Annotated in this window: 19 protein-coding genes and 1 tRNA gene; 18 read left to right on the forward strand and 2 right to left on the reverse strand. The window is 54.3% G+C overall.

The features are described from left to right. Positions 1 to 29 precede the first annotated feature (29 nt). The gene (gene ftnA / locus AABB92_RS17185) at positions 30 to 536 is read right to left on the reverse strand and encodes a non-heme ferritin (RefSeq protein ID WP_031377070.1); all 507 of its coding nucleotides are present in this window, start codon (positions 534 to 536) and stop codon (positions 30 to 32) included. Positions 537 to 1,026: 490 nt separating this feature from the next. Between ftnA and AABB92_RS17190 the strand changes: the two genes are divergently transcribed. The 13 genes from AABB92_RS17190 to mrdA all read left to right on the forward strand — a co-directional run bounded on the left by AABB92_RS17190 (position 1,027) and on the right by mrdA (position 14,951). Further along, a complete protein-coding gene (locus AABB92_RS17190; protein WP_031377071.1) occupies positions 1,027 to 1,698 on the forward strand; it encodes a nucleoside recognition domain-containing protein in 672 nt (223 codons plus the stop codon). Next, the gene (locus AABB92_RS17195; RefSeq protein WP_031377072.1) at positions 1,685 to 2,164 is read left to right on the forward strand and encodes a YjiG family protein; all 480 of its coding nucleotides are present in this window, start codon (positions 1,685 to 1,687) and stop codon (positions 2,162 to 2,164) included. Before AABB92_RS17190 ends, AABB92_RS17195 begins: the two co-directional genes overlap by 14 nt. 4 nt (positions 2,165 to 2,168) lie before the next feature. Then, on the forward strand, positions 2,169 to 3,272 hold the full coding sequence (locus AABB92_RS17200) for a M20 peptidase aminoacylase family protein (protein WP_031377073.1): 1,104 nt from the start codon (positions 2,169 to 2,171) through the stop codon (positions 3,270 to 3,272). A gap of 293 nt (positions 3,273 to 3,565) precedes the next feature. Continuing rightward, a complete protein-coding gene (prfC, locus tag AABB92_RS17205) occupies positions 3,566 to 5,152 on the forward strand; it encodes a peptide chain release factor 3 (RefSeq protein WP_031377074.1) in 1,587 nt (528 codons plus the stop codon). A 259-nt stretch (positions 5,153 to 5,411) separates the two neighbouring features. Continuing rightward, positions 5,412 to 6,026 carry a molecular chaperone OsmY gene (gene osmY / locus AABB92_RS17210; RefSeq protein WP_031377075.1) on the forward strand — a complete coding sequence of 205 codons (615 nt, stop codon included), beginning with the start codon at positions 5,412 to 5,414 and terminating at the stop codon, positions 6,024 to 6,026. A gap of 101 nt (positions 6,027 to 6,127) precedes the next feature. Continuing rightward, positions 6,128 to 6,289 (forward strand): DUF1328 domain-containing protein, encoded by a 162-nt coding sequence (locus AABB92_RS17215; RefSeq protein WP_003848537.1) that lies wholly within the window; start codon positions 6,128 to 6,130, stop codon positions 6,287 to 6,289. Positions 6,290 to 6,514: 225 nt separating this feature from the next. Continuing rightward, positions 6,515 to 7,564, forward strand: coding sequence for a patatin-like phospholipase family protein (locus tag AABB92_RS17220; protein ID WP_031377076.1), 1,050 nt, complete (start codon positions 6,515 to 6,517; stop codon positions 7,562 to 7,564). Then, on the forward strand, positions 7,561 to 8,373 hold the full coding sequence (locus tag AABB92_RS17225) for a TatD family hydrolase (RefSeq protein WP_031377077.1): 813 nt from the start codon (positions 7,561 to 7,563) through the stop codon (positions 8,371 to 8,373). Before AABB92_RS17220 ends, AABB92_RS17225 begins: the two co-directional genes overlap by 4 nt. Before the next feature lie 232 nt (positions 8,374 to 8,605). Further along, on the forward strand, positions 8,606 to 9,385 hold the full coding sequence (gene deoC / locus AABB92_RS17230; protein ID WP_046289241.1) for a deoxyribose-phosphate aldolase: 780 nt from the start codon (positions 8,606 to 8,608) through the stop codon (positions 9,383 to 9,385). Between the two features lie 66 nt (positions 9,386 to 9,451). Then, on the forward strand, positions 9,452 to 10,780 hold the full coding sequence (gene deoA, locus AABB92_RS17235) for a thymidine phosphorylase (protein ID WP_031377078.1): 1,329 nt from the start codon (positions 9,452 to 9,454) through the stop codon (positions 10,778 to 10,780). A gap of 95 nt (positions 10,781 to 10,875) precedes the next feature. Continuing rightward, positions 10,876 to 12,099, forward strand: a complete 1,224-nt coding sequence (deoB, locus tag AABB92_RS17240) for a phosphopentomutase (RefSeq protein WP_046289240.1) — start codon at positions 10,876 to 10,878, stop codon at positions 12,097 to 12,099. Between the two features lie 29 nt (positions 12,100 to 12,128). Further along, the gene (deoD, locus tag AABB92_RS17245; protein WP_010248951.1) at positions 12,129 to 12,842 is read left to right on the forward strand and encodes a purine-nucleoside phosphorylase; all 714 of its coding nucleotides are present in this window, start codon (positions 12,129 to 12,131) and stop codon (positions 12,840 to 12,842) included. 225 nt (positions 12,843 to 13,067) lie between these two features. Beyond that, positions 13,068 to 14,951, forward strand: a complete 1,884-nt coding sequence (mrdA, locus tag AABB92_RS17250; protein WP_031377079.1) for a penicillin-binding protein 2 — start codon at positions 13,068 to 13,070, stop codon at positions 14,949 to 14,951. A 38-nt stretch (positions 14,952 to 14,989) separates the two neighbouring features. On the opposite strand, the gene AABB92_RS17255 is transcribed toward mrdA, so the two are convergent. Then, positions 14,990 to 16,309, reverse strand: coding sequence for a methyl-accepting chemotaxis protein (locus AABB92_RS17255; RefSeq protein ID WP_031377080.1), 1,320 nt, complete (start codon positions 16,307 to 16,309; stop codon positions 14,990 to 14,992). Between the two features lie 225 nt (positions 16,310 to 16,534). Here AABB92_RS17255 and AABB92_RS17260 point away from each other — a divergent pair. The 5 genes from AABB92_RS17260 (at position 16,535) to AABB92_RS17280 (ending at position 20,441) form a co-directional block, all read left to right on the forward strand. Continuing rightward, positions 16,535 to 16,610 (forward strand) — tRNA-Phe (locus tag AABB92_RS17260). A gap of 430 nt (positions 16,611 to 17,040) precedes the next feature. Then, positions 17,041 to 18,006 carry a sensor domain-containing diguanylate cyclase gene (locus tag AABB92_RS17265; protein ID WP_031377081.1) on the forward strand — a complete coding sequence of 322 codons (966 nt, stop codon included), beginning with the start codon at positions 17,041 to 17,043 and terminating at the stop codon, positions 18,004 to 18,006. A gap of 761 nt (positions 18,007 to 18,767) precedes the next feature. Next, on the forward strand, positions 18,768 to 18,932 hold the full coding sequence (locus AABB92_RS17270) for a con-10 family general stress protein (RefSeq protein WP_031377082.1): 165 nt from the start codon (positions 18,768 to 18,770) through the stop codon (positions 18,930 to 18,932). Between the two features lie 509 nt (positions 18,933 to 19,441). After that, positions 19,442 to 19,924: a YciE/YciF ferroxidase family protein gene (locus AABB92_RS17275; RefSeq protein WP_031377083.1), complete on the forward strand. Its 483-nt coding sequence runs from the start codon at positions 19,442 to 19,444 to the stop codon at positions 19,922 to 19,924. Between the two features lie 10 nt (positions 19,925 to 19,934). Further along, on the forward strand, positions 19,935 to 20,441 hold the full coding sequence (locus tag AABB92_RS17280) for a ferritin-like domain-containing protein (protein WP_031377084.1): 507 nt from the start codon (positions 19,935 to 19,937) through the stop codon (positions 20,439 to 20,441). The last annotated feature ends 71 nt before the right edge of the window (positions 20,442 to 20,512 follow it).

A 20,512-nucleotide genomic window follows, 5' to 3' on the forward strand; every position in this document is an offset into this window, starting at 1 on the left:
AGGTCGGCCCATTTACCGGGCCGATAGTATTACGCGGAGTGGTTTTCGGTGCTCATCCGGCCAAGATCTTTATCGACCAGGAACAGACCGTTACCGCTGTTGCTCACCATTGCCAGTTTATCCAGCACGGTTTTGAACAGCTTCTCTTCTTCGTGCTGCTCAGCCACGTACCACTGCAGGAAATTGAAGGTCGGGTAGTCCTGTGAGGTCATCGCCGCATGCACCAGCTCGTTGATTTTGGTGGTGATCAGCTGCTCGTGCTCCAGCGCCTGCTGCAGGATTTCATTCAGTGAGGTGAAAGAGACCGGCGGCGCGGCAGTGGTGCCCAGCACCGGCATCGCGCCAGTGTCGCTCAGATAATCGAACAGGCGCTGCATGTGTTCCATCTCTTCACGTGAGTGCATTTTCAGGAATGAGGCGGCGCCTTCAAATCCTTTGTCGCTGCACCAGGCACTCATTTGCAGATAAAGATTAGCGGAGAAAAATTCCAGGTTCAGCTGGTCGTTCAGACGCCCAGTCATTTCAGCAGTCAGCATGGCCGAGTCCTTATAAGAATATGTTAAATAAACAGGTGAGAGGCGATGAATTATGCATCAAACATGTTAGCAATGTGAAGCCTTTTCGGCAAAACAGGCTAATTTATCTGGTTGATTTAAATAGAATTATTTCACAAATTGAATGCGACGGATTCTCATTTTTCATCAACCTTATGGCTTCACCCACTGGCACCATTATAGTGCGAAACCGGACGGTCTGACTGAATCATGCTGGTGCAGGCTGTTTTCCGTTGATTTAAATTCCAGCAATCTGATTTCAGCCGGCAAATATTATTTTGCTGGTTATCCCTCACCTGCTAATTAATTTCAGCCCGTGCGCACCGAATATTGCTCCGTCAGGCTGGCGATGGCGATAAATAATCAGTCTGCTGGCCGCTCTGGCATAAATCCTGCTTAGAACTTAGTTCCATATATTGAAACTTACCGCGCCGCAAAACCGCCGGCGGGTCAGCCTTATCGGGAGAAAATAATGTCGGAACAGAGTGTGGTTAAGGCGGAAAAGGTCAGTGCCGGAAAAGGCAGCTATGTGGCGTTAATTTTTGCCATTCTGTTTTTCTCCGGGCTGTTTTATCAGGTTGATGGGCTGAAATGGCTGGGGGCATTTGACTTCACCACGCTGGGCGGCAGTTTTGGCACCATGAAAGATCCTGCCAGCAACACCTTTCTGGGGGCTGGCGGACTCAGCGCCAAAGCAGGCTTCCTGTTTGCGTTATCCCTTACGCCGACCGTGATGCTGGCGCTCGGCGTACTGGAAATCTTCACCCACTACGGGGCGATACGCGCGGCGCACCGGCTGCTGACGCCGTTACTGAAACCCTTAATGGGTCTGCCGGGACGCTGCGGGCTGGCATTAATTACCGACCTGCAAAGTACCGATGCGGGTGCGGCGTTAACCAAAGAGATGTATGACCAGAGGCAGATCGGTAAAAAAGAGGTGGTGGTAATGAGCGCCTGGCAATATTCCGGCGCCGGTTTAATCAACAACTATTTTGCTATCGGTTCGGCGCTGTTTGCCTCAATGACGCTGCCAATCATCATCCCGCTGATTTTAATGCTGGTGCTGAAATTTGTCGGTGCGGCGATTACCCGCTTCGTGTTAAACAGTGTTTATAAAAAGGATTTCAGCGATGGAAACCAATAAAGTCGTCAGCGTCAGTAATAACCCGTTTGATGTGTTTGTCACCGGCGCGCGTAAAGGCTTTCATATTGCCATTCATAATCTGATGCCCAATGTGGTGATGGCGTATGTGCTGGCGGAAGTGCTCAATCTGCTCGGTATTATGCAGTTTCTCGGCCAGCTGTTTGCACCGGTGATGGGCGTATTCGGCTTGCCGGGCGAAGCAATTACCGTGCTGCTGACTGCCTGGCTCTCCTCGTCTGCCGGGACCGGTGTGGCGGTCAGCCTGCTGACCAAAGGGCTACTGACCGGCGCCGATGTGACCGTACTGGCGCCGGCAATTTTTCTGATGGGATCGCAACTGCAATATATGGGACGGCTGCTGGGTGTGGCCGATGTGCCAAAAAAATACTGGCCGCTGCTGATGCTGGTGAGCATCATCAATGCGCTGATCGCGATGTTTGTTATGCGTCTGTTTATTCAGGAGTGAAGCCGTGTCTGAGGTATTAGAGCATTACCATTTTCTGCATGAGATCCCGGAACTGGGATTCCAGGAGGTAAAAACCTCCGCTTACATCGCCGGGCAACTGGAGCAGGCGGGTCTGAAGGTGACACGCAATATTAATAACACCACCGGCATTGTGGCGGAGATCGACAGCGGAGTGCCCGGCCCGGTGCTGGCGCTGCGCGCCGATATGGATGCGCTGGGGCACATCATCGATGGCGTGCCCTGCGCGCGTCACACCTGCGGCCATGACGGTCACTCCTCGGTGGTGCTGACGGCGGCGACGGCGCTGCTGAAAGAAGGCGCTGTGAAGCGCGGCCGGCTGAAAATTCTGTTCCAGCCGGCGGAGGAGCTGGGCGCGGGCGCGCTGGCGATGGTAGAAGGCGGCGCGCTGGATGACGTGGAGATGATTCTGGGTTTTCACCTGCGGCCGCTGGAGGAGTGCGTGGTCGGGCAGGCGGTGCCTGCGGTACTCTACTCGGCCTGCAGTACGCTGGAAGCGGCCATTAAAGGTCAGCCGGCTCACGCGGCGCGCCCGCATCTCGGTGTCAACGCGCTGGATGCGGCAGTGCAGGCGGTGAATGCGGTCAACGCACTGCACCTTTCGCCGGGCCTTAACTGGAGCGTTAAAGCGACGCGTTTCCTGTGTGACGCGGGCGTGACCAACTCGGTGCCGGACGAAGCGCGGGTGGTGTGGGATCTGCGCTCGCAGGAAAATGCTCCGATGGAGCTGCTGAAAGAGCAGGTCACGCGCGCCATCGTTAACAGCGTGGCGGCGCTGGGGGCCACGGCGCAGGTCAGGGTATTGAAAGAGATGCCTGCGGCAGAGATCGATGATGAGGCGACGGCGGTGATCCGCGCAGCGATTGTCGAGGTGCTGGGAGAAGAGGGGTTGCTGCCGACTAAAACCACCCCTGGCAGCGAGGACTTTTTCTACTACCCGGTAAAACGCCCCGGCGTGAAGGCGGGCTTCTGGGGATTGGGCACCAACCTGACGCCAGGTCTGCATCATCCCGATATGCGCTTCGATCTCGATTCGCTGGAAATTGGCGTGCAGATCTTTAAAGCCTGCGTCCGCAAGGTACTGGGCTGATGATGTCGGGACGGGCGCTGGCCTGTCCCGGCCGTTTGTCGGGTTCAGCGACCTGAGCCACTGACCAAATCCCCCGCCTTCCCCTGTAGGCCGCGCGCGCAAAATATTGTATGCTATGCCGCCTTAAAGCTGACCAGGTAACCGGAATTCACGCCAATGTAACTTCGCGCTGACCCGCCGACGACGTAATGTCGCCTTCGGCACCGTTTACCCGCCGGTAAGGTTCTGCCGGCCACCGTGATTTATCAGCAGCGCCAGACAGAGAGCGCTGCTCCATTGAGAAGAATTCACTCATGTCTAATCCCTTTTTAGAAGAGGTGGCACGCCGCCGCACCTTCGCGATCATTTCGCACCCGGATGCCGGTAAAACCACCATTACCGAAAAAGTCCTGCTGTTCGGACAGGCTATCCAGACCGCCGGTACGGTAAAAGGCCGTGGCTCGAATCAGCACGCCAAATCCGACTGGATGGAAATGGAGAAACAACGTGGTATCTCCATCACCACCTCGGTGATGCAGTTTCCTTACCGTGAAAGCCTGGTCAACCTGCTGGATACCCCGGGCCACGAAGATTTCTCGGAAGATACCTACCGCACCCTGACGGCGGTTGACTGCTGTCTGATGGTGATCGACGCCGCCAAAGGCGTTGAGGATCGTACCCGTAAGCTGATGGAAGTAACCCGTCTGCGCGATACGCCGATCCTGACCTTTATGAACAAACTAGACCGTGACATCCGCGATCCGATGGAGCTGCTGGATGAGGTCGAAAGCGAACTCAAAATCGCCTGTGCGCCGATTACCTGGCCCATCGGCTGCGGCAAATTGTTTAAAGGGGTTTACCACCTTTATAACGATGAAACCTATCTCTACCAGACCGGTAAAGGCCACACCATTCAGGAAGTGCGTATCGTTAAGGGGCTGAACAACCCGGATCTCGATACCGCGGTGGGTGAAGATCTGGCGGCGCAGCTGCGTGAAGAGCTGGAGCTGGTGCAGGGCGCATCACACGAGTTCGAGCAGGAAGCGTTCCTCAACGGTGAGCTGTCGCCGGTATTCTTCGGTACTGCACTGGGTAACTTCGGCGTGGATCATATGCTGGATGGCCTGGTGTCATGGGCACCGCGTCCGATGCCGCGTAAAACCGATACCCGTACCGTCGAAGCCAGCGAAGAGAAATTTACCGGCTTTGTGTTCAAGATTCAGGCCAATATGGACCCGAAACACCGCGACCGCGTGGCCTTTATGCGTGTGGTGTCGGGTAAATATGAAAAAGGAATGAAGCTGCGTCAGGTCCGCACCGGCAAAGATGTGGTGATTTCCGATGCGCTGACCTTTATGGCCGGCGACCGCTCTCACGTTGAAGAAGCCTATCCTGGCGACATCATCGGCCTGCATAACCACGGCACCATTCAGATCGGCGATACCTTCACTCAGGGTGAAAACATGAAGTTCACCGGTATTCCGAACTTCGCGCCGGAGCTGTTCCGTCGTATTCGCCTGCGCGATCCGCTGAAGCAGAAACAGCTGCTGAAAGGGCTGGTTCAGCTGTCGGAAGAGGGTGCAGTGCAGGTGTTCCGTCCGGTACACAACAACGATCTGATCGTGGGTGCCGTCGGGGTGCTGCAGTTCGATGTGGTGGTGGCGCGTCTGAAGAGCGAATATAACGTCGAAGCGATCTATGAAGCGATCAACGTCTCTACCGCGCGTTGGGTTGAGTGCGACGATGCGAAAAAATTCGAAGACTTCCAGCGTAAAAACGAGGTTAACCTCGCGCTGGATGGCGGCGATAATTTGACTTATATCGCGCCGACCATGGTGAACCTGAATATTACCCAGGAACGTTATCCTGACGTCAGATTCCGTAAAACCCGCGAGCACTGATCGCACGCTATCCGGGCCATTCCAGCAGGAAATGGCCCTGTTTTCCCCGCTACAGACTCCTCCTAAAAAACGGCTTTTCCTCTCGTTTTGACGTGTGATCAACCAGTTAGCCAGGCAAATCGCGAAATGCCGTCTATGATTATTCTATCGGACGGCGGAAGAGACTTCTCTTGTCCTTACGTCCTGTAACCCAGCGGCGCCGTTTGCTGCTGTTGCGCCCACAGTTTTGGGCGAGTTAACTGATAGAAGGAATATATCGATGAACAAGACTAAGATTGCCAAAACCCTGATGGCTGCAATGATTGGCTCAGCACTGATCAGCGGCAGCGCGCTGGCCGACGAGTCGCTTTCCCAGAAAGCGTCGCAGACGGCAGACAGCACGGGTGCGAAAATCGATAGTTCTATGAAAAAAGTCGATGGTTATATGGATGACAGCGGCATCACCGCCAAAGCCAAAGCGGCACTGGTTGATGATGACGCGATTAAAAGTACGGATATCTCGGTAAAAACTCATCAGGGCGTGGTGACCTTAAGCGGTTTCGTCACTTCCCAGGATCAGGCTGAAAAAGCTGTGGCCGTGGTGCAGAAAATCGAAGGTGTTAAATCCGTCAGCGACAAACTACACGTTAAAGACAGCAAATCCCAATCGATGAAAGGTTATGCGGGCGATGCCGCTACGACCAGCGAAATTAAAGCTAAGCTATTAGCGGATGATATTGTTCCGTCGCGCAACGTAAAAGTTGAAACCACCGACGGCGTTGTTCAGCTTTCAGGGCAGGTTGCAAATCAGGCACAGTCAGACCGTGCTGAAAGCATCGCTAAAGCCATTGAAGGCGTGAAAAGCGTTAAGAATGACCTGACGGTTAAATCTTAATGGTAACCGTGCGGTCGCGTCACTGCCGGCCGCACGGATAAAAGATACCCATCCGGGGATGAAATAAGCAGTTCGATTTTCAATAGGGTAAGGAGAGGCTTATGTTTCGTTGGGGCATTATTTTTCTGGTGATCGCACTGATTGCTGCAGCGTTAGGTTTTGGTGGTTTAGCAGGTACAGCAGCATGGGCAGCTAAAGTTGTCTTCGTTGTTGGTATTATTCTGTTCCTCATCAGCCTGTTTACCGGCCGTAAAAAGCTTTAGCCGATGAGTCCTGCAGTTTAATGCAAAGCAAGTAAGCATAAAGCGGAGACCAGTCATCTGTAGCCAGATCAGTGAGAAGCGGGATTTTTTCACACGGCTACATGGGCAGCCCCCCTGCGCGGGCTGTCCGGCTAAAGGATTGTATGACTGGTTCTCCGGAATGCTGCTGGATAGACGTTAACATCCATCAGCCTGCCCGTCGGAACCCCATCTGAGGTTCACACAGTGGGTATTCGCATTCCTGTTACGCTCGGCGCCATTGAACCTCTTGCGCTGACCCCTTTCAAATCGCATAAAATTGCGCTGGTCTGTGAAGGCGGCGGTCAACGCGGCATTTTTACCGCCGGTGTGCTTGATGAATTTCAGCGTGCCCGATTTAATCCGTTTCAACTGCTGCTCGGCACCTCTGCTGGCGCGCAAAACCTCTCTGCGTTTGTCTGCGGCCAGCCAGGCTATGCCCGCCGCGTGATCACCCGTTACACCACCAATAAACTCTTTTTTGATCCGCTGCGTTTTGTTCGCGGCGGTAATCTGATCGATCTCGACTGGCTGGTGGAAACCACCCGCAGTGAATTTCCGCTGGCGATGACCAGCGCTGAAAAAATGTTCTCGCGCGGGCTTGAGTTCTACATGTGCGCCTGCCGCAGCGACGACTATACGCCAGGCTATTTCACCCCTACGGCAGACAACTGGCTGGAGCTGATTAAAGCCTCCAGTGCCATTCCCGGCTTCTACCGGCTGGGCGTCAATTTCGAAGGGATTAGCTATCTGGATGGCGGCATCAGCGATGCGATTCCGGTGCGGGAAGCGGCGCGCCGTGGCGCAGACACCATTGTGGTGATCCGCACCGTGCCTTCTCAGATGTTTTATACGCCGAAATGGATTAAGCGGATGGAGCGCTGGCTAAGCACCGGTGCCTTTCAGCCGATGATTAACGTGCTCAATCATCATGAAAAAAGCTACCGGGAAATTCAGCAGTTTATTGAAAATCCGCCCGGTGACTTACGGATTATTGAGATTTTTCCGCCACATGTGCTGGCCAGCAGTGCGCTGGGCAGCCGTATTTCGTCGCTGAACCAGGATTACCATCTTGGACGGCGCTGCGGCCGCTATTTTCTCGCCACGCTGGGCCAGTGGTTAAGCGACGCAGAGCCACTGACGCCGCGTATCGTCACGCCGCCGGCACCGGTGGCCAATGCACCGGACAACCGCGAGATTATTACGCCGCCGCTGGCGGATAATGATGCGGATTACGATAAAGGATCGCTGGCATGAGGTTTATCGATACCCACTGTCATTTTGATTTTCCGCCGTTTGAGGGTGATACCGTCGCCAGCCTGGCGCGAGCCGCGGCGGCCGGCGTCGAGAAGATCATCATCCCGGCGATCGATGCCAGCCGCTTCAGCCGGGTGTGCGAACTGGCGGCCGGACATGCTGCGCTCTACGCCGCGCTCGGGCTGCATCCGATTGCCATAGAAGCGCATCAGGAAGCGCATCTCGATCGGCTGGAGGAGAAGCTTAAGCAGCGACCGCGCAAGCTGGTGGCGATCGGCGAGATCGGGCTGGATCTCTACCGCGACGATCCGCAGTTTGATAAGCAACAACGCTTTCTTGATGCCCAGCTTAAGCTGGCGAAACGCTACGATCTGCCGGTGATCCTGCACTCGCGTCGTACCCATGACAAACTGGCCCAGCATCTGCGTCGCCACGATCTGCCGCGTCGCGGGGTGGTACATGGCTTCGCGGGTAGTCTGCAACAGGCGCAGGCGTTTATTAAGCTCGGCTATGCGATTGGGGTCGGCGGCACCATCACCTATGAGCGCGCCAGCAAAACCCGGCAGACGCTGGCGCAACTGCCGCTCTCCTCGTTGCTGCTGGAAACGGATGCGCCGGATATGCCGTTAAAAGGCTTCCAGGGCCAGCCCAACCGGCCTGAACGGGCGCGCCAGGTGTGGGAGACGCTCTGCACCCTGCGCGACGAGCCACCTGAAGTCATTGCCGGGGCGCTGTGGCGCAACAGCCAGCAGCTGTTTCAGCTCGATCCCGCTTTTCCCGCCATCCTTAATCAACCCGCTAAGCTTTAACCTATGCCGGTCTGCGCGACTAAATGTGATAATAGTAACATTTGGCTGGCTGGCGTATAATGGGCTGTTAACGGCGTTAAATGCGATTCTGATCACGGTAAGCGTGGCATAATTGCATCATTTTCTTATTCCGATGTGACTGCTGGCACATAACAGGCCGCCTGACGGTGTTATTATTATAACATTCCGCCGGCCAGCCGGTGGATCGCACCCCGATCCTTTGGAGAGCCTCATGACCGATATCAAACAGCAAGCCCTGCGTGCCCTGAAACTGATGGATTTAACTACCCTGAATGACGACGACACTGACGAAAAAGTGATCGCGCTTTGTCATCAGGCGAAATCCCCGGCGGGTAACACAGCAGCCATCTGCATCTATCCGCGTTTTATTCCGATTGCGCGTAAAACGCTGCGTGAGCAGGGTACGCCAGAGATCCGTATCGCCACGGTAACCAATTTCCCGCACGGCAATGACGACATTGAGATTGCGCTGGCTGAAACCCGCGCCGCTATCGCCTACGGTGCCGATGAAGTGGATGTGGTGTTCCCGTACCGCGCGCTGATCGCCGGTAACAGTCAGGTCGGTTTTGATCTGGTGAAAGCCTGTAAGACCGCCTGTGCTGAGGCGAACGTACTGCTGAAAGTGATTATTGAAACCGGTGAACTGAAGCAGGAAGCGCTGATCCGTCAGGCGTCTGAAATCGCTATCGATGCCGGTGCTGACTTCATCAAAACCTCTACCGGTAAAGTACCGGTCAACGCCACGCCTGAAGTGGCGCAGATCATGATGAGCGTCATCCGTGATAAAGGCGTCAGCCAGCAGGTCGGTTTCAAACCGGCGGGTGGCGTACGCACCGCTGAAGATGCCGCCATCTATCTGCAACTGGCGGAAGATACGCTGGGTGCGGAGTGGGCCGATGCGCGTCACTTCCGCTTTGGCGCATCAAGCCTGCTGGCGAGTCTGCTGAATACTCTGGGTCATCAGAGCGAGACCAGCAAAGCCGGTTATTAAACTCATCCTGCGGCGGTCACCGATCGCCGCTGTCACACCGCATTTCCCTGAGCCAAGGGGGCTACCTTGTTCCTGCCACAAGAAATTATTCGCAAAAAACGTGACGGTCACGCGCTGACTGACGCTGAAATCCGCTTCTTCATCAACGGCGTCCGTGATAACAGCGTCTCTGAAGGCCAGATTGCCGCGCTGGCCATGACCATCTATTTTCATGACATGACGCTGCCTGAGCGCGTGTCGCTGACCATGGCGATGCGTGATTCCGGTACCGTGCTGAACTGGAAATCGCTCAATCTGAACGGGCCGGTGGTGGATAAGCATTCGACCGGCGGCGTTGGCGATGTCACGTCGCTGATGCTCGGACCAATGGTGGCCGCATGCGGTGGTTATATTCCGATGATCTCCGGCCGTGGCCTCGGCCATACCGGCGGCACGCTGGATAAGCTGGAAGCAATTCCAGGCTTCGACATCTTCCCCAGCGACGACCGCTTCCGGGAGATCATCAAACAGGTCGGGGTGGCGATTATCGGCCAGACCAACTCACTGGCTCCGGCCGACAAACGCTTCTACGCCACGCGCGACATTACCGCCACCGTAGACTCGATCCCGCTGATTACCGCCTCGATTCTGGCGAAGAAACTGGCAGAAGGGCTGGATGCGCTGGTGATGGATGTCAAAGTGGGCTCGGGCGCATTTATGCCAACCTATGAAGCGTCAGAGGATCTGGCGCAGTCGATTGTTGGCGTAGCTAACGGTGCCGGCTGCCAGACCACCGCGCTGCTCACCGATATGAATCAGGTGCTGGCTTCGTCTGCCGGTAACGCGCTGGAAGTGCGGGAAGCGGTGCGCTTCCTGACCGGTGAACAGCGTAACCCGCGCCTGCTGGAAGTGACGCTGGCGCTGTGCAGCGAAATGCTGATTTCCGGCAAGCTGGCCGCTAATGAGACAGAGGCGCGCCAGCAGCTGATGAAGGTGCTGGATAACGGCAGGGCGGCAGAAATTTTCGCCCGCATGGTGGCAGCGCAGAACGGGCCGGCCGATTTTGTCGAGCGCTACGATGCTTATCTGCCTGCGCCGACGCTGAGCAAGGCGGTCTATGCCGACCAGCCTGGCATTGTCAGCAGCATGGATACCCGGGCGCTTGGTCTGGCGGTCGTGGCACTGGGCGGTGGACGCCAGCGTGCCAGCGACAGCATCGATTACAGCGTTGGGTTAAGCGAAATGATCACTCTCGGTGAACGCGCCGATGCGCAGCGCCCGCTGGCTATTATCCACGCCAGCAACGAAGCGCAATGGCAACAGGCCGCCGCTGCGGTCAAAGCCGCGCTGGTGATCGGCGATACGGCACCAGCCGCTACGCCAGTGGTCTATCGTCGTGTGAGCGATGTCAGTTAACCGGGCAGTAATCGGTGCCAGCGGCAACGCATTCGGGTATACTGATCTGATCGCTTTTTTTTGACTTGTCACGCGCCATTGCGCAGGAGACTTGCATGAAACGTGCTTTTATTATGGTTCTCGACTCCTTCGGGATCGGCTCCAGTAAAGATGCCGATAAATTCGGTGACGCAGGTTCAGATACGCTTGGTCACATCGCTGAAGCCTGTTTCAAAGGTGAAGCGGACAAAGGCCGTAAAGGGCCTTTACATCTGCCTAATCTGACCGCGCTGGGTCTGGGTAAGGCCGCAGAGCTTTCGACTGGCCGCTTCCCGGCGGGCCTTGACCCGAATGCGAAGATCACCGGCGCTTACGCTTACGCCAGCGAAATCTCGTCAGGTAAAGATACGCCGTCAGGCCACTGGGAAATCGCCGGGGTTCCGGTGCTGTTTGACTGGGGCTACTTCAGTGATCAAGAGAACAGTTTCCCGCAGGAACTGCTCGATAAGCTGGTGCAGCGCGCTGAGCTGCCAGGCTACCTCGGTAACTGCCACTCTTCGGGGACGGTGATTCTCGATCAGCTGGGTGAAGAGCACATGAAAACCGGCAAGCCGATTTTCTACACCTCTGCGGACTCGGTATTCCAGATTGCCTGTCATGAAGAGACCTTTGGTCTGGATCGCCTCTATGCGCTGTGCGAAATTGCCCGCGAAGAGCTGACGGAAGGCGGCTATAACATCGGCCGCGTTATCGCCCGTCCGTTTGTCGGCGACAAAGCCGGTCACTTTGAACGTACCGGTAACCGTCACGATCTGGCGGTTGAGCCGCCGTCAGCCACCATGCTGAAAAAGCTGGTGGATGAGAAGGGCGGTCAGGTGATTTCGGTGGGTAAAATCGCGGACATCTACGCTGAGCAGGGCATCACCAAAAAGGTCAAAGCGACCGGTCTGGATGCGCTGTTTGACGCCACGATTCAGGAGATGAAAATCGCGCCGGATCACTCGATTGTCTTCACCAACTTTGTCGATTTCGACTCGACGTGGGGACATCGCCGTGATGTAGCCGGTTATGCTGGCGGACTGGAGCTGTTTGACCGTCGCCTGCCGGAGCTGATGGAACTGGTCGGTGAGGATGACATTCTGATCCTGACTGCTGACCACGGCTGCGATCCGACCTGGCAAGGCACCGAACACACCCGTGAGCATATTCCGATTCTGATTTACGGACCGAAAGTTGAGCCGGGTTCACTCGGTTATCGCGAAACCTTCGCCGATATTGGTCAGACAATTGCACACTATTTTGGCCTGTCCGACATGGACTATGGCAAGAACATGCTGTAACCCAGCGATTTAACAAGGATAAAGTAACAATGGCAACTCCGCATATTAATGCCGAAATGGGTGATTTCGCTGACGTCGTCCTGATGCCGGGCGACCCGCTGCGTGCGAAACACATTGCAGAAACCTTCCTGGAAAACCCGGTCGAAGTGAACAATGTGCGCGGCATGCTGGGCTACACCGGCACCTACAAAGGCCGTAAAGTCTCCGTAATGGGTCACGGCATGGGCATTCCTTCCTGCTCGATCTACACCAAAGAGCTGATCACCGACTTTGGTGTGAAGAAGATCATTCGTGTGGGATCCTGTGGTGCGGTCCGTGCAGACGTCAAACTGCGCGACATCGTGATTGGTATGGGTGCCTGCACCGATTCCAAAGTGAACCGGATGCGTTTCAAAGATCACGATTTCGCGGCGATTGCTGATTTCGACATGGTGCGTAACGCCGTCGATGCAGCCAAAAATCTGGGTGTTGAAGCCCGCGTCGGTAACATCTTCTCCGCCGATCTGTTCTATACCCCGGATCCGCAGATGTTCGATGTGATGGAAAAATATGGCATCCTCGGCGTGGAAATGGAAGCTGCTGGCATCTACGGCGTGGCGGCAGAGTTCGGTGCTAAAGCGCTGACCATCTGCACCGTATCAGACCACATTCGTACCCACGAGCAGACCACTGCGGCTGAACGTCAGACCACCTTCAACGACATGATTAAAATTGCGCTGGAGTCGGTGCTGCTGGGGGATTAATCCACCCGGCGGGTTAACGTACCCGCCTGCAGCCTGACGATCCTGCCGGGTCCTCTTCTGATGAGGAGGACCCGATCTTATTCCGCCTTACCCGTGCTGTAACATTCACATCAAATGACACACTTTTCGCCAGGCTTGTGCATCTTCGCGCTGGTACCCCGGCGATCGCGCTTTATCATGTTGCGGAACAACAAATAATAAATAACCGCCTGATAATGCTTTCTGATGAATTTTCGTAACTTCGACGCTGAAGAGAAACTGTTTGCCCGTCGCGCGACGGTGGCTTTTGCTCTGGTCTGTCTCTGCTTCACTATTCTTGCTGTGAACCTGTATCGCCTGCAGGTACGCGACCACAGCTACTACCAGACCCGATCCAACCAGAACGACATCAAAATGATCCCCATCGCCCCGACGCGCGGGCTGATTTATGACCGTAACGGCATCCCGCTGGTACGCAACGTCAGCTGGTACGCCATCACCCTGACGCCGTATAAAATCACCGATATGCAGGCTACGCTGCGGGCGCTGACGCCGATCCTTGACCTGACACCCGATGAGATTGAGACCTTTCAGCACGCGTTAAAACAGACCAGTCGCTACAAGCCGGTGGTGCTGAAAGAGGAGCTGAGCGAGGAGCAGGTAGCACGCTTCGCGGTTAACCAGTTTCGTTTTAGCGGTGCCAGCATCGAAATTTATCAGGATCGTGAATATCCCTACGGTGCCGATCTGGCGCACGTGCTCGGTTATGTGTCGAAAATCAACGATAACGACTACAAACGGCTAAATGCGGCGGGCATCGCCGAGAACTACGCCGCTGACCACAACATCGGGAAACAGGGGATTGAAGGCTATTACGAGACCCTGCTGCACGGTAAGCCGGGCTATCAGGAAGTGGAGGTGGATAACCACGGCCGCATTGTGCGGGTGCTGAAAGAGGTGCCGCCGTTAGCCGGGAAAAACCTCACCCTGACGCTGGATCTGCATCTGCAGCAGTACGCCGAAAGCCTGCTGGCGGGCCAGCGTGCGGCACTGCTGATTGAGGACCCGCGTGACGGTTCGGTGCTGGCGATGGTTTCCAGTCCCAGCTACGACCCCAATCCTTTTGTTAAGGGTATCAGCTATCAGGCCTACAAATCGCTGTTGCAGGATAAGGATCTGCCGCTGATCAATCGCGTTACCCAGGGCCTTTATCCTCCCGCCTCGACGGTGAAGCCCTATATGGCGATGTCCGCGCTGCTGACCCATGTCATTACGCCGCAGTCGCAATTCTTTGGCGCGCCCACCTGGACGCTGCCGGGCACCGATCGCCGCTATCGCGACTGGAAAAAAACCGGTCACGGCATGCTGGATGTCACGCGGGCGATTGAGGAGTCTGCGGATACCTTCTTCTATCAGGTGGCGTTCATGATGGGCATCGATCGTATTCACACCATGCTCAGTCAGTTTGGTTACGGCAAATCGACCGGCATTGACCTGAATGAAGAGTACAACGGCTTACTGCCGAGTCGCGAGTGGAAGCAGAAGGTGCACAAAAAAGCCTGGTATCAGGGCGACACCATTTCAGTCGGCATCGGTCAGGGTTACTGGATTGCAACGCCGATTCAGATGGAAAAAGCGATGGTGGCGCTGATCAATAACGGCCGGGTGATTGCGCCGCACCTGCTGCAGAAAGCGCAGCGCGGCAATCTGGTTGAGAACTATCAACCAAAACAGCCGGCGGCGCAGATTGGCGATCCGCATTCGCCGTACTGGTCACTGGTGCGCCACGCGATGTTTGGTATGGCCAATGCACCTAACGGCACCGGTTATAAATATTTTCATACCGCACCTTATGGTATCGCAGCGAAAAGTGGCACCTCGCAGGTGTTTGGTCTGCGACAGAACCAGACTTATAACGCCAAAATGATCCCGGTACGGCTGCGCGATCATATCTTCTATACCGCGTTTGCGCCGTTTAACGCGCCAAAAGTGGCGGTGACGCTGATTCTGGAAAATGGCGGTGGGGAAGGGGTAACGGCAGCGCCGGTGATGCGTGCCATTCTGGATCACATCTTTATCCCGCCCGTGCCGGAAGCACCAGAAGCGCCGGTGGCGGCAGAGAAGAAGTAGCGGTGCAGGGGTAAAAAGAGGCCGCAGCCCCTTTGATGTTAAGATTTCAGCGTCTCCGTGACGTGGCTGATAGCGCGCACCACATCCGTTGCGCCTTCACGAATTTCCGCAATAACGCCGCCCGCTTCCTGCGCCAGCTGCACGCCCTGATCGGCACGCTTCAGGTTCGATTCAATCCCCTTCAGCGCCTTATTCGCCAGCGAGTGGTTTTGCTGCACCCGGTTCTCAATCTCTGCGGTGGCGCGGTTGATGTTAGCCGCCAGCGTTCTGACTTCATTGGCGACTACGGCAAAACTGCGCCCATGAGTACCTGCTCGCGCCGCTTCAATCGCCGCATTCAGCGCCAGCAGATTGGTCTGATCGGCAATGCGGCGGATGCTTTCTACTATAAAGCCGATTCGGTCCGACGATTCGCTCAGGCCGGAGATATCTCCGGAAATTCCCTGTAGTTCGCCCGCCAGCGCATGCATGGTCTGTACGCTATGGGCGATTACCTCTGCGCCGACGCGGGTGCTTTCGTTGGTTTGCAGCGCGGTGTGATAAGCCCGCTGTGCCGCCTCGCGCTCCTGCTGATTCTTCTCGACCTGGGCGGTGACGTCAGTGGCAAACTTCACCACTTTATACAGTTTGCCCTGCTCGTCGAAAACCGGATTGTAAGTGGCGCGTAGCCAGACGGTACGACCCTGTTTATTCACCCGGGGAAACTGACCCGAGATAAATTCACCGCGATTCAACTGCTGCCAGAGTTCACTGTATTCGCGGCTGTTACGCATCGCTTCTGAACAGAACAGGCTGTGGTGCGCACCCTCAATCTCCTCACGACGGTATCCCATGGTCTTAAGGAAATTGTCGTTGGCTTTAAGCACCTCACCTTTCAGGTTAAAAGCGATCACCGCCATTGAACGCTCAATCGCATTGGTCATCGCGCGCTGTTCCTGCGCATCGTTGATGTGGCCGGTGATGTCAGTCGCCAGCTTAACGATTTTAAATACCCGTCCGTGACGATCCTGCACCGGCACATAGTTGGCTTCGAGCCACACCGGTCGGCTGTTTTTCGCGACGCGGAGAAACTTGTCGCTGAAACTTTCGCCCTGGTTCAGTCGCAACCAGAAGTCGTTGTAGTCTCTGGATTGCAGCTGATCCGGCGTACAGAACAGGCTGTGATGCTGGCCATCAATTTCGGCCAGCGTGTAGCCCATCCGGTCGAGAAACAGCGCATTGGCACCGAGAACGGTGCCTTCGGGCGTGAACTCAATCATGGCGATCGAGTCGTTAAGGGAGGTGAGGGTTGCTGCGGAGTGTGTACGCCTCTGCCAACTGAGGCGGGAAGCAATGCCTGATGTAATGGTGTAAAACATGGTGATCCTTATTATTAGTGTTGGTCTCGTCACATTTATCGGCCTGATAGCGCCACAATTCAGCCTCTGCGGCCATTCTGGTTGAAATTCCGGCAGCCAATAGCACGATTTTTACCGGCAGCGGCGGGGCGGGATGGCGGGTTTGATGGAAAAGCCGTCAGTCGATTTCATTTTGTTGAAAAGCGTTTGACGCTGTCGGGCCGCTTTGGTTTAATGCGCCCCGTTGCCCGAATAGCTCAGTCGGTAGAGCAGGGGATTGAAAATCCCCGTGTCCCTGGTTCGATTCCGGGTTCGGGCACCATCTTTAAAGAACCCGCCTCTGGCGGGTTTTTGCTTTTCAGAGCAACGAACCCGGCCCCGAAGGTTCGATGTACTCGCTACTTCCCTGTGGCTCGCCCTGCGGGTCTGCACGCCAGCGTGCGATGCAAAAATGCTCCCGGCATTTTTGTCCGGGTTCGGGCACCATCTTTAAAGAACCCGCCTCTGGCGGGTTTTTGCATTTCAGCCGCCGACTCATCCTTTCACGCGCTCTTTTTTACGCCGGTCTTGACTGAACAGATTTCACGGCGAAACTAATTTGCCGGCTCGCCTCTATGCTGTATTGCCAGGGCCGCACCGCCTGAAATCCTGTCCAGCCTGCAATTCGCCGCGACTAATCGTGTTTTATAAGCCTCTCTTTACACAATCAGCCGGACAGGCACAATAACCTCTTTTACTCCTCTGTTATGGCTATGTCAGAAGAAGCGCTGCGACTACAGATACTGACCCTGAAAAAGCATAATGCGCGACTGAAGCGTATAGCCCATGACGCCCGTAACAAGCTCAGCGCAGCCCTTGATGGTACTGGCCTCTGCCTGTGGCAACTGGATATCCCCAGCGGCAAGCTGGTGATCTTCAACCGACGCTGGGGCGCGATGCTGGGCTTTCAGCCGAAGGAAACCGACGCCAATTTCGAATCCTGGAAAGAGAGCCTGCATCCCGACGATGCCGCTGAAGTATTAAAAGCGTTTAACGATCATCTCGCCGGAAAAGCGCCCTATTATGAAGCGCTGCATCGGATGATCGCTAAAAATGGCAGTATTACCTGGGTGCTGGATCGGGGACGGGTCAGCGAATGGGATGAACAAGGCCGGCCGCTGAAGGTTACCGGCACCCATATCGACATGACCAAAGAGAAGCAGTATGAGGAACAGCTCGCGCTGCTGGCACTGCACGATCCGCTAACCCTGCTCACCAACCGCCATGCGCTGCAAAATCATTTTCGCGAACTTAAAGCTCAGGGTCCGTTATGCGTCGCGTTTATCGACTTAGATAATTTCAAACACGTTAACGATACCTTAGGTCATCGCAGCGGCGATGAAGTGTTAATCCATCTCAGCCAGCGCTTTATCGACGTCTGTCCGCCAGAGGTGATTATTGGCCGTCCGGGCGGGGATGAATTTGTGCTGCTGATACCGTTTTCACGGGATAACCCGCAGGTCAGCCAGCTGGCGCACGCCTGTCTGGATGCGGTCCTGACGCCGTTTGATATGGCTAATGGCCATGCAATGATTGGTGCATCGATTGGCGTGGCCCAGGTGCTGAGAAAGGATGATTTTGATTCTGCTCTGGCGCGTGCGGATGAAGCGATGTATCGCATTAAGAAAAACGGTAAGCGCGGCGTGGCATTTGACCCGCTTTATCCCGATCCTGCCTGAATTTCCTTTGCTGTTGGTCAACCCCTGCCCGATCGGATCGTGCTATCCCGTCACTCTGCGGGTCGACACCTGACACCATAGTAACGCTTGCTCAAACCTGCCTTCATCCATTCTTTACTCGCCTGTTTAGTGCGCATTCACACAAAAAAACATTTTTAGTACTAATCTGAGAAAAAACGGTCCACTGTCAGACAAAACATTTGTCGCGCTTCGCTTATTTAAAACGCCTTTCCGTCCCGCTTTTCTTCACTTTATTATAATATTTTTCGAATAAACAGGGCTATTTGATCATTTATTGATCAATCTGCTCAGGTTTTATCTGGTTTTAATCGTAACTGACGCTTCGCTTATTTTTTACAAAATTAAAAAGCCTTTTAAACCGCTTTCACGCTTCGCTTAGGTAAATTGATCGTTTGTTGATCATCTTCACTAACTGTTTCATATGACGACGTTATCCCACCGCTTCGCTTATATTCTTTTCAATTGGACTTTTTTTGAAAATGATCGATTAATAGAGTTCGCAATAGCTCTGGGAAGGCCTTTGATTTTCCATGGCACCTTTTTCAGTGGTTATGAAGATTAGTTGCGGAGCTTTATCAGCCAGTAAAGCTAATCGCCATAAATTAACCAAAATCAGGCGGAGTTTTCTATTTTTCCACCTTGATAGACGACATTTTATGGCTACATTTATATTTGCTGAATCGGCCTGATGAAGCATTAACTGTGCTATTTCTATTATTAAATCCAATGAGGAACACAGAATGACTCAATATCGTGGTGGAGCGGGAAATTTTGCTGCGGACAGAGAGCGTGCGGCTGAAGCGGGACGTAAAGGGGGCCAGAAAAGCGGCGGGAACTTTAAGAATGATCCCGAGCGCGCCATTGAGGCGGGTCGGAAAGGAGGCAAGGTAAGTCGCCGGAGCTGAACGTCTTTAACTCTGCTGTAACAGCAGTTACCATCATTTCGCTGGGCAATGTTAAATCTATTTAATTCTCCCGCATGATAATTACTGCCAGCATTATGTCAGCGCTTAATCAATAGCGGTGGCAGAGCGGTCGATTAAACCGGAAGGGGTATTCCCTTCCGGTTTTTTTATTTTTTGTGCTTTTTAACGGTGAGTTTTAATAACGTGCTGTACCGATTAGCCTGCCGGTTAGATTTGTCTGAGGTTTTTTAGCTGAGCAAATTTATACAACTTAATTTTTATTTGTACAGGTTTTCTATCTTAGCGAAGCCGTAATAACAAAAAACATTAGAGCTCTAACGTATTGCTGTAAAAAGGAAAATGCATTTTACATGCCACTTCTGGCGTAAATTCGTACCGATGCGGCGTGCGATATAAAAAATCTCCGCTAGAATTTTTAAGTGGCAACGATACGACTGGCGTTGCGTTATTTCTTACTTACGCAACTTTTCAATCAATGAGGCTATCTTATGACAGTGAAAACGCTAAACGATCTCTTCATCCATGATTTGTCTGATGTGTACAGCGCTGAGAAACAGATAACTCGTGCATTGCCGAAAATGGCGCGCGCTGCCAGTGATGAAAAACTTATCGCTGCGTTTAATCAGCATCTTGAAGAGACACGTGGCCAAATCGAACGGCTGGACCAGTTAGTGGAAGCCACGCCAGAGGTTAAAATCAAACGAATGAAATGCCATGCGCTTGAAGGTCTGGTTGAAGAAGCGCAGGAAATCATTGATTCAGTAGAGAAGGGCGAAGTTCGCGATCAGGGCTTAATTGGTGCGGCACAAAAAGTTGAGCACTATGAAATTGCTACCTACGGCACCCTGCATGCGCTGGCATTGAAACTGGGTTACACCCAGGCGGCGAAACTGCTGGAACAGACCCTGAATGAAGAGAAACAGACGGATGAGAAGCTCACTTCGGTGGCGGAATCCATTACTGTGTCTTAAGGAGTAGCAAATGACTGCAATCGAAAATTATCATGACTGGCTGCGCGATGCGCACGCCATGGAAAAGCAGGCTGAAAGCATGCTGAGCAAAATGTCTGGTCGTCTGGAGCACTATCCGGCGCTGGAACAACGTCTGGCTCAGCATCTTGACGAGACTAAACATCAGCTCTCGCTGCTGGAGCGGCTGCTTGACACCCACGGCATTGACCACTCCGTGATGAAAGACGTGATGGGCAAGATGGCAGCGACCGGCCAGGCGGTAGGCGGCATGTTCAATTCAGACGAAGTAGTGAAAGGCGCAATCAGCGGCTATGTCTTCGAAAATGCGGAGATCGCCAGCTACACCAGCCTGATTGCGGCGGCTGAGCAGGTCGGTGATGCCGAAGGCGTCAGAGTGCTGACTGAAATTCGTGAGCAGGAAGTGGCGATGGCTGAGTGGCTGCTTCAGCATCTGCCTGAAGTGACGCAGCAGTTCCTGCAGCGTGCAGCACAGCCAGGCGTTGAAGCTAAGAAATAATATTCAACGCGAAAAAAAGCCGGGCAATTCCCGGCTTTTTTTGTGGCTGATTGTCAGGTAAAGCGGTCAAT

This window comes from Pantoea brenneri (assembly GCF_038594305.1).
Taxonomy (GTDB): domain Bacteria; phylum Pseudomonadota; class Gammaproteobacteria; order Enterobacterales; family Enterobacteriaceae; genus Pantoea; species Pantoea brenneri.

Excerpts from the sequence above, each read along its gene's own strand:
- deoD (WP_010248951.1), top strand. The coding sequence starts at position 12,129 with ATGGCAACTCCGCATATTAATGCCGAAATGGGTGATTTCGCTGACGTC.
- ftnA (WP_031377070.1), bottom strand. The coding sequence starts at position 536 with ATGCTGACTGCTGAAATGACTGGGCGTCTGAACGACCAGCTGAACCTG.
- AABB92_RS17225 (WP_031377077.1), top strand. The coding sequence starts at position 7,561 with ATGAGGTTTATCGATACCCACTGTCATTTTGATTTTCCGCCGTTTGAG.
- deoC (WP_046289241.1), top strand. The coding sequence starts at position 8,606 with ATGACCGATATCAAACAGCAAGCCCTGCGTGCCCTGAAACTGATGGAT.
- AABB92_RS17215 (WP_003848537.1), top strand. The coding sequence starts at position 6,128 with ATGTTTCGTTGGGGCATTATTTTTCTGGTGATCGCACTGATTGCTGCA.
- AABB92_RS17270 (WP_031377082.1), top strand. The coding sequence starts at position 18,768 with ATGACTCAATATCGTGGTGGAGCGGGAAATTTTGCTGCGGACAGAGAG.
- prfC (WP_031377074.1), top strand. The coding sequence starts at position 3,566 with ATGTCTAATCCCTTTTTAGAAGAGGTGGCACGCCGCCGCACCTTCGCG.
- AABB92_RS17195 (WP_031377072.1), top strand. The coding sequence starts at position 1,685 with ATGGAAACCAATAAAGTCGTCAGCGTCAGTAATAACCCGTTTGATGTG.
- mrdA (WP_031377079.1), top strand. The coding sequence starts at position 13,068 with ATGAATTTTCGTAACTTCGACGCTGAAGAGAAACTGTTTGCCCGTCGC.
- AABB92_RS17190 (WP_031377071.1), top strand. The coding sequence starts at position 1,027 with ATGTCGGAACAGAGTGTGGTTAAGGCGGAAAAGGTCAGTGCCGGAAAA.
- AABB92_RS17255 (WP_031377080.1), bottom strand. The coding sequence starts at position 16,309 with ATGTTTTACACCATTACATCAGGCATTGCTTCCCGCCTCAGTTGGCAG.
- AABB92_RS17280 (WP_031377084.1), top strand. The coding sequence starts at position 19,935 with ATGACTGCAATCGAAAATTATCATGACTGGCTGCGCGATGCGCACGCC.
- deoB (WP_046289240.1), top strand. The coding sequence starts at position 10,876 with ATGAAACGTGCTTTTATTATGGTTCTCGACTCCTTCGGGATCGGCTCC.
- osmY (WP_031377075.1), top strand. The coding sequence starts at position 5,412 with ATGAACAAGACTAAGATTGCCAAAACCCTGATGGCTGCAATGATTGGC.
- AABB92_RS17275 (WP_031377083.1), top strand. The coding sequence starts at position 19,442 with ATGACAGTGAAAACGCTAAACGATCTCTTCATCCATGATTTGTCTGAT.
- AABB92_RS17265 (WP_031377081.1), top strand. The coding sequence starts at position 17,041 with ATGTCAGAAGAAGCGCTGCGACTACAGATACTGACCCTGAAAAAGCAT.